This is a genomic window from Candidatus Protochlamydia sp. W-9, assembly GCF_001950615.1.
In the GTDB taxonomy this organism is placed as follows: Bacteria; Chlamydiota; Chlamydiia; order Chlamydiales; family Parachlamydiaceae; genus Protochlamydia; species Protochlamydia amoebophila.
In genome coordinates, this window is sequence record NZ_BCPZ01000103.1 from 1 (window position 1) to 5,835 (window position 5,835).

Below are 5,835 nucleotides of genomic sequence, written 5' to 3' on the forward strand. Positions count from 1 at the left end.
CTTGTGATTGCTTATACAACAGCCATTTATTATATATTTAGAGGGAAAGTTAAAATCGATCCTCACAGCTATTAAGCACACATTTTAAAATATATTTTTGAGGTAAATGCGTTTTTTAAGAAATATAAGTAAATCTTTTGTTACTTTATCGAAAAAATAAAATAAGAAAACATTTGAAATATGTTGAATTTATTTTTACATTGATGAAGTATTAAACTGTTACTAAATTGAAAGTTAATCACTTGAAGTTTTGTAAAAAAAAATTGGATAAATGGAAAAGATATAAAATCTTATTCAAAAAATATTAATGGCAAAGAATTTTATTGCCATGCATTAACATTGTGTATTTCATAAGGAGGTTTCTTATGATAAATTTATTTCCAGTTATGGAACATACCACATTTATAGAACATGACTTTGAAAAAAACCATAGTAACAAAATACCACGTTTAGCAGAAAGAACAATTGTAGCTGCAGGACTTGGTTTTTTTTATGGAAAAATGTTTGAGGTAAGTCGTCACCAGACAGCTAAAGTTTTTGCAATAACTGAATTAGCGCGCAACATTCTTCGTTTATTAATTGTTAAAGGCGAAGATAGTTTTGTGGAGCAAAAAAAACTTGCTAGTGGACTTTTCTTTGTTGATACCGTATGCAATGCGGCTTTAGCTGCTACGATGTATAAATTAAATTTGATAGCTGTGCCAGGTTTATTAGCGTTTTCTGTATTTTACGCTGTGTACTTTACAGAAAGAGTTATAAACGTGCAACGAATAGCTAGTGAAGATTATATAGAAGAAGAAGTAGTGACTATGCGAGGAATACCTAGTTCCGAAGAAAGAGCTAGTGTCGAACAAGGACAATCATCTATTGTCGAACAAACTTGAGAATATATTCAATTTTCAAATGATCTTTGCAAACTCAGCATCGAGCCAACTAATGGTCGATGCTGAGTTAATTCGAATTTGGATTCTCAATTGATTAATGAACATCTTGAGGAATGTGTAATTCTTCGTTTACCGTTTGTTGAGCAGCTTCTTTTTTAAACTTTTCTTTTGTTTCTTCTATAAAAAGTTGGAGTTTTTGTTTCTCTGCATCCATCTGTTCGAAGATGGCCTGAACTTGATTCATGACTTGATGACAATTTTCTTTTTCAATATTCACTTCTTTTTTTATATCATCTAAAGCTTGCAAAATTTGTTTTTTAAATGCCTCATTTTCTTGATTATGGAATTGATGATGATATTCACTTGCATATGTCTCAAAAAATTGTTGGTTTTTAATCACAAGGCCGGCTGCCAAAGAAAAAATAAGAAGTAGTAAAGCGACAGAAAAACCAATCCATTTTTTGATGACTAAAAAGATGGTGATAAAGAAAATTAATACAGCAATTAAAAGAGCTAAACGAGGTTCAGATTGTAAAAATATGATTGTTAAAAACATAAAAAAGGTACCTTTATCATTTAAAAGTGGTTAATGCCAAATAAGTTTTTGTCATTTGTTTTAAGTCATACAAACATTTTAATTTAAAGCATGTAGCAGATTTTGAATAGTTGATAAATCTAAAATTTGAGTTATTCAAAAAAAAATGACTATTATTCGAAAAATTTAGGAATAGTCACCTTTATTTTTTAAATTATCAAATTGATAAATTAATATGAATTCATGCTTTTTTCATTAAGTTCTATTGAGTCCAAGTGTTCTATCATACCTAAGGCTTGCCTAACTTGGCTCATAATAAAAAATGAGCCACAAATAAGTAATAGTTGACCGCTGGATTCTGCTTGCTTTATTGCTATTTTTACTCCTTCTTGAATATTTATATGAGAATAAATGACTGTAGACGCAATTCCTGTGTTCATAAGGCCTTGCTTTAACTGATCAAATGAAATCCCTCTGCCATTAGGTGCTTCGACAAGGTGAAAAGCATTTCCATGGCGACTTAAAATTTTTAAACAACCCTCTAAATCTTTACCTTTTGATAATCCAAATAAAATTCTCAAAGGTTGATTTGGAAAGTGAGTTTGAGTTTTTGCAAACAGTGAAGCAAGGCCGCTTGGATTATGTGCGACGTCCAAAATTACCGAATTATTTATAATTTCGAAACGGCAGGGTTGTTTAGCTTCTAACCCTTTAAAGATAGCCTCTTGAGGGATATCCCAGTTTTCACTTAAAACTTCTAGGGATTTTTTGGCAATTGCATTGTTTTCTTGATCGAAAAGTGGAAATTGATTTTTTATAGTATGGCAGAAGCTATTTTTTTGATAAGCTAGCTTTTCAATAAATAGGTAAGGTGTTTGTGGGCCAATAATGACAGGAGTGTGCGATTTAATGATACCAGCTTTTTCTTTAGCAATTGCTTCAAGGGTATCACCTAAAATATCTGTATGGTCTAGACTAATAGAAGTAATGATTGAAAGAACGGGAGAGACAATGTTTGTTGCATCTAAACGCCCGCCTAAACCTGCCTCTAAAACGGAAAAATCAACTTTTTCTCGAGAAAAATAGACAAGTGCTAAAAAAGTAGTCAGTTCAAAAAAAGTCGCAGGAATAGAATATTGAGCAGTCAAATTAAAAAGTTGGGAGAGAATTTTTTCAACATCTGCCTCAGAAATCATTATTCCATTAACGCGAATTCGCTCACGAAAGGAGGAAATGTGAGGAGACGTATAGGCTCCGACGCGATAGCCAGCATATTCAAGTGCTGATGCGATTTTTGCAACCACCGATCCTTTGCCATTTGTTCCTGCCACGTGAATAGATGAAAAAGAATGGTCAGGAAACTTAAGGATCGTTTGCAATTTTTCACAATTTGATAAACCTAATTTTATTCCTCCATGCAGATTAAGCGCGAACAGACGTTGAATCAATTCTGAATAAGGCATAAATTTAGGTATGGCAATTGTTTTTATAGTGGTTTTCTAAAATGGAAAAAGTGTCTTGATTAACCCATGAGCATCCCAAAGGGAGATCTGGTTTGATTGCCCCATGGAAATCAGATCCTCCAGTAATAAGCCAATTCTTATGATTTCCAATCTTAATCCAACGATCCTCTTTTCCGCGAGGGAAGCGGCCATAATATCCTTCGATACCGTCAAAGTTTAGCTGAAGCAATTTTTTTGTAATGGAAATATTTTCAATGAGGTGGGGATGAGCGATAATTGCTAAACCATTTGCTTGATGAATTATATCAAGCGTTTCTTCTACTGTAAAAGACTGTCCTGAAATGTAGCAGCTTTTTCCTTCCCCAATATACTCTTGAAAAGCCTTCTGAATACTGGGTACATAACCCTTTTTTACCATTGCTAAAGCTATATGAGGGCGACCCATGCTTTTTTGAGAAATTAAAGATTCAGGATAAATTTCTTCTAAGGTAAGAGTCATTCCATGAGAAGTAAGTCGTTCTAAAATAAGTTGATTGCGCACCAATCGTCTTTGATGATGTTTCTGACAAAAGTCTAAAATAATAGAAGATTTTAAAGAAAATCCATAACCCAAAATATGTACACTTGTTTGACCAAGGGAGGCTGAAAACTCTACCCCGGAAATAAGAGATAGTCCTTTTTGTTGAGCGAAAGGAGCAGCATCTTTATAAGCTTCGATTGTGTCATGATCTGTAATAGATAAGCCATGCAATCCAGAGTTAATTGCTAAATTAATGATCTCGCGCGGATCAACCGTTCCATCTGAACAAGTTGTGTGGCAATGTAAATCTGCTCGAAAATTTTTCATAGTTTAACCTTGATTAACATCATAGGGGATATAGCGTATTTCACTTTCGAGTTCCGCACCAGTCTTTGCTTTTACTGTTTCTTGGATGAGGCGAATGAGAGCTAAGACGTCTTGAGATGTTGCCAAACCGCTATTGATAATAAAATTAGCATGCACAGAAGAGACTGCAGCTCCTCCAATTTTTGTTTCTTTTAAACCTGCTTGCTCAATTAAGGCTCCTGCATGACCACAGTTAGGATTTCGAAATACACACCCTGCAGATTTTGCTTTGTAAGGTTGAGTTTTTTTTCGATAATCAATAATAGAAAGTTGTTTTTGACGAGCTTCTTGAGAGGCGTTTAATTGAAATGTGGCTGAAACAATAGCACCTTTAATATTTTGAAAAGGTGATGTGCGATACTGAAATTTTAAGTTAGAGCGTTTAAAATGAATTAGTTTTCCTTGCTCATCTACAAAATCTACACTAATCAAATTGTCTGCAGTTTCTCGACCATTCGCACCAGCATTCATGAAAATAGCTCCTCCCACACTACCTGGGATACCAGACGCAAACTCTAGTCCTTCCCAACCTTGCCTTGCTGTTTGAGATCCCAATAATGAAAAGCTGTAGCCAGCTCCGACATGCCAACAACCTTTTTCATTTTTTTCCAGACAATCAATTCGATTAGCAATGACAAGTCCGTTAAATCCTCGGTCATCGAAAAGAGAGTTTGATCCTTTTCCTAAAATAAAATACGGAATTTCATTTTGATAACAAAATAGAAGGGTTTTTTGCATATCGGGAATTGTGCGAACTTCAACAAAATACTTAGCGGGGCCCCCAATTCCAAATGTTGTGATCTCTTTTAATAGACAGTTCGTTTGATATTGATTAGGTATTTTCATGGGAATCGAGTATTTCATTTTGTTTTTCTTTGCTAAGAGGACTTTCTAAAGAAAAATCAGTAGCGACTTGTTCGCTTTGTTCAAGGATTTGAGAACTTTCGACAAGCAGATCTGAATTGACTTCTTCTCCTTTACTCTTTTGATAAAGCTGGTCTAATAATGCGTTTACAAAAGAAGCAGATTCTGGGGTACTAAATTTTCGAGATAAACGAATAGCTTCAGCAATGACAACTTTTTGAGGAATATCTGTTTCAAAAAAAAGTTCGAAAACTCCTAAACGCAAGATGTTTTTTGTAACAGTTTGAATGCGATTGAAGTGATAAGAAAGCGAGACAGAACTAATTTTTGAGTCGATTTCTGCTAACTGAACCACAATTTTTTGAACTTTCTCTTGTGCGAGCCGAACATTTTTTTTTGAAATAGATAGCTCATTCATGATCAGATCAGTCATGATATTTTCATCAGGGTGAGCGATATCTTGGCTGTAAAGGAGTTGCAGAACGATTTCTCTAAATTTTTGTTGAGATAGTGCCATGAATTTCCAAATTGTAGAAGTTTAGAAATAGACTTCTTGCAAAATTCCAGTTGGAAGATAAAACCAATTTTTTTGTTTCACTTTTCTAATTTTGATAATCGAAAACGATGATCTCAAAAACCATAAACTTGACGAAATCTAATGAAATTAGTTTAGCATAATAGAGATGTTTCAGACTATTAAGAAATAGAAATTTCATATTTTTGCTTAAGATCTTTATGCTTAATATAAATTCTCCTTAATCTTGCTTTTTCATTAAATTGAAGCATAAATTCCATCCACCCGCCATTAAAATGATAGAAAAAAAAGAATGCTGTTTAAAGCATTCTTTGCGAATGGCAGAAAAAGATTTTCTGCTTGTTCGCGAGGCATAAATCGAGAAAGTTTGCTTGGACGGCAATTAGGATTAGTGAGAAATGAAATAAATTCTTGCAAATTCAAAGTATTTGAAATATTGATTCCTAAATCAGTTGCAACTTCTTCGGTAAAGACGGGGGATAACAAATCCGAGTCAGCAAATTTGTTAAAGGTTGTATAAATAATTTCATAGGCAATGGGGGGTTACGGGATTATGGAAGGCAACATCGCTAACAAATGGGAAAGTAAAGAAAATCTCATACTATAGTGCGGAATTATATATATAATAAATTGAGACTTATGTTGCTTTTAAAGATGCTGTTTATGAA

At 33.7% G+C, this 5,835-nt stretch carries 6 protein-coding genes; 1 reads left to right on the forward strand and 5 read right to left on the reverse strand.

All coding sequences use genetic code 11. From position 1 onward, the window contains the following. The first annotated feature begins 386 nt into the window (after window positions 1–386). Window positions 387–884, forward strand: a complete 498-nt coding sequence (locus BU804_RS02800) for a hypothetical protein (protein ID WP_158025003.1) — start codon at window positions 387–389, stop codon at window positions 882–884. Between the two features lie 94 nt (window positions 885–978). Here BU804_RS02800 and BU804_RS02805 read toward each other — a convergent pair whose 3' ends face one another. The 5 genes from BU804_RS02805 to nusB form a co-directional block, all read right to left on the reverse strand. Next, window positions 979–1,440 carry a hypothetical protein gene (locus BU804_RS02805; protein ID WP_075882895.1) on the reverse strand — a complete coding sequence of 154 codons (462 nt, stop codon included), beginning with the start codon at window positions 1,438–1,440 and terminating at the stop codon, window positions 979–981. 209 nt (window positions 1,441–1,649) lie between these two features. After that, window positions 1,650–2,882 (reverse strand): bifunctional folylpolyglutamate synthase/dihydrofolate synthase, encoded by a 1,233-nt coding sequence (locus BU804_RS02810; protein WP_075882896.1) that lies wholly within the window; start codon window positions 2,880–2,882, stop codon window positions 1,650–1,652. Between the two features lie 4 nt (window positions 2,883–2,886). Beyond that, on the reverse strand, window positions 2,887–3,729 hold the full coding sequence (locus BU804_RS02815) for a PHP domain-containing protein (RefSeq protein ID WP_075882897.1): 843 nt from the start codon (window positions 3,727–3,729) through the stop codon (window positions 2,887–2,889). Between the two features lie 3 nt (window positions 3,730–3,732). Continuing rightward, complete coding sequence (gene murB, locus BU804_RS02820; protein ID WP_075882898.1) at window positions 3,733–4,632, reverse strand: UDP-N-acetylmuramate dehydrogenase; 900 nt, start codon at window positions 4,630–4,632, stop codon at window positions 3,733–3,735. Continuing rightward, window positions 4,601–5,149, reverse strand: coding sequence for a transcription antitermination factor NusB (gene nusB, locus BU804_RS02825; RefSeq protein ID WP_075882899.1), 549 nt, complete (start codon window positions 5,147–5,149; stop codon window positions 4,601–4,603). Before nusB ends, murB begins: the two co-directional genes overlap by 32 nt. Between the last annotated feature and the right edge of the window lie 686 nt (window positions 5,150–5,835).

What these genes read in the sequence shown, in the direction of transcription:
- nusB (WP_075882899.1), bottom strand. Translation starts at nt 5,149, where the DNA reads ATGGCACTATCTCAACAAAAATTTAGAGAAATCGTTCTGCAACTCCTT.
- murB (WP_075882898.1), bottom strand. Translation starts at nt 4,632, where the DNA reads ATGAAATACTCGATTCCCATGAAAATACCTAATCAATATCAAACGAAC.
- BU804_RS02810 (WP_075882896.1), bottom strand. Translation starts at nt 2,882, where the DNA reads ATGCCTTATTCAGAATTGATTCAACGTCTGTTCGCGCTTAATCTGCAT.
- BU804_RS02800 (WP_158025003.1), top strand. Translation starts at nt 387, where the DNA reads ATGGAACATACCACATTTATAGAACATGACTTTGAAAAAAACCATAGT.
- BU804_RS02805 (WP_075882895.1), bottom strand. Translation starts at nt 1,440, where the DNA reads ATGTTTTTAACAATCATATTTTTACAATCTGAACCTCGTTTAGCTCTT.
- BU804_RS02815 (WP_075882897.1), bottom strand. Translation starts at nt 3,729, where the DNA reads ATGAAAAATTTTCGAGCAGATTTACATTGCCACACAACTTGTTCAGAT.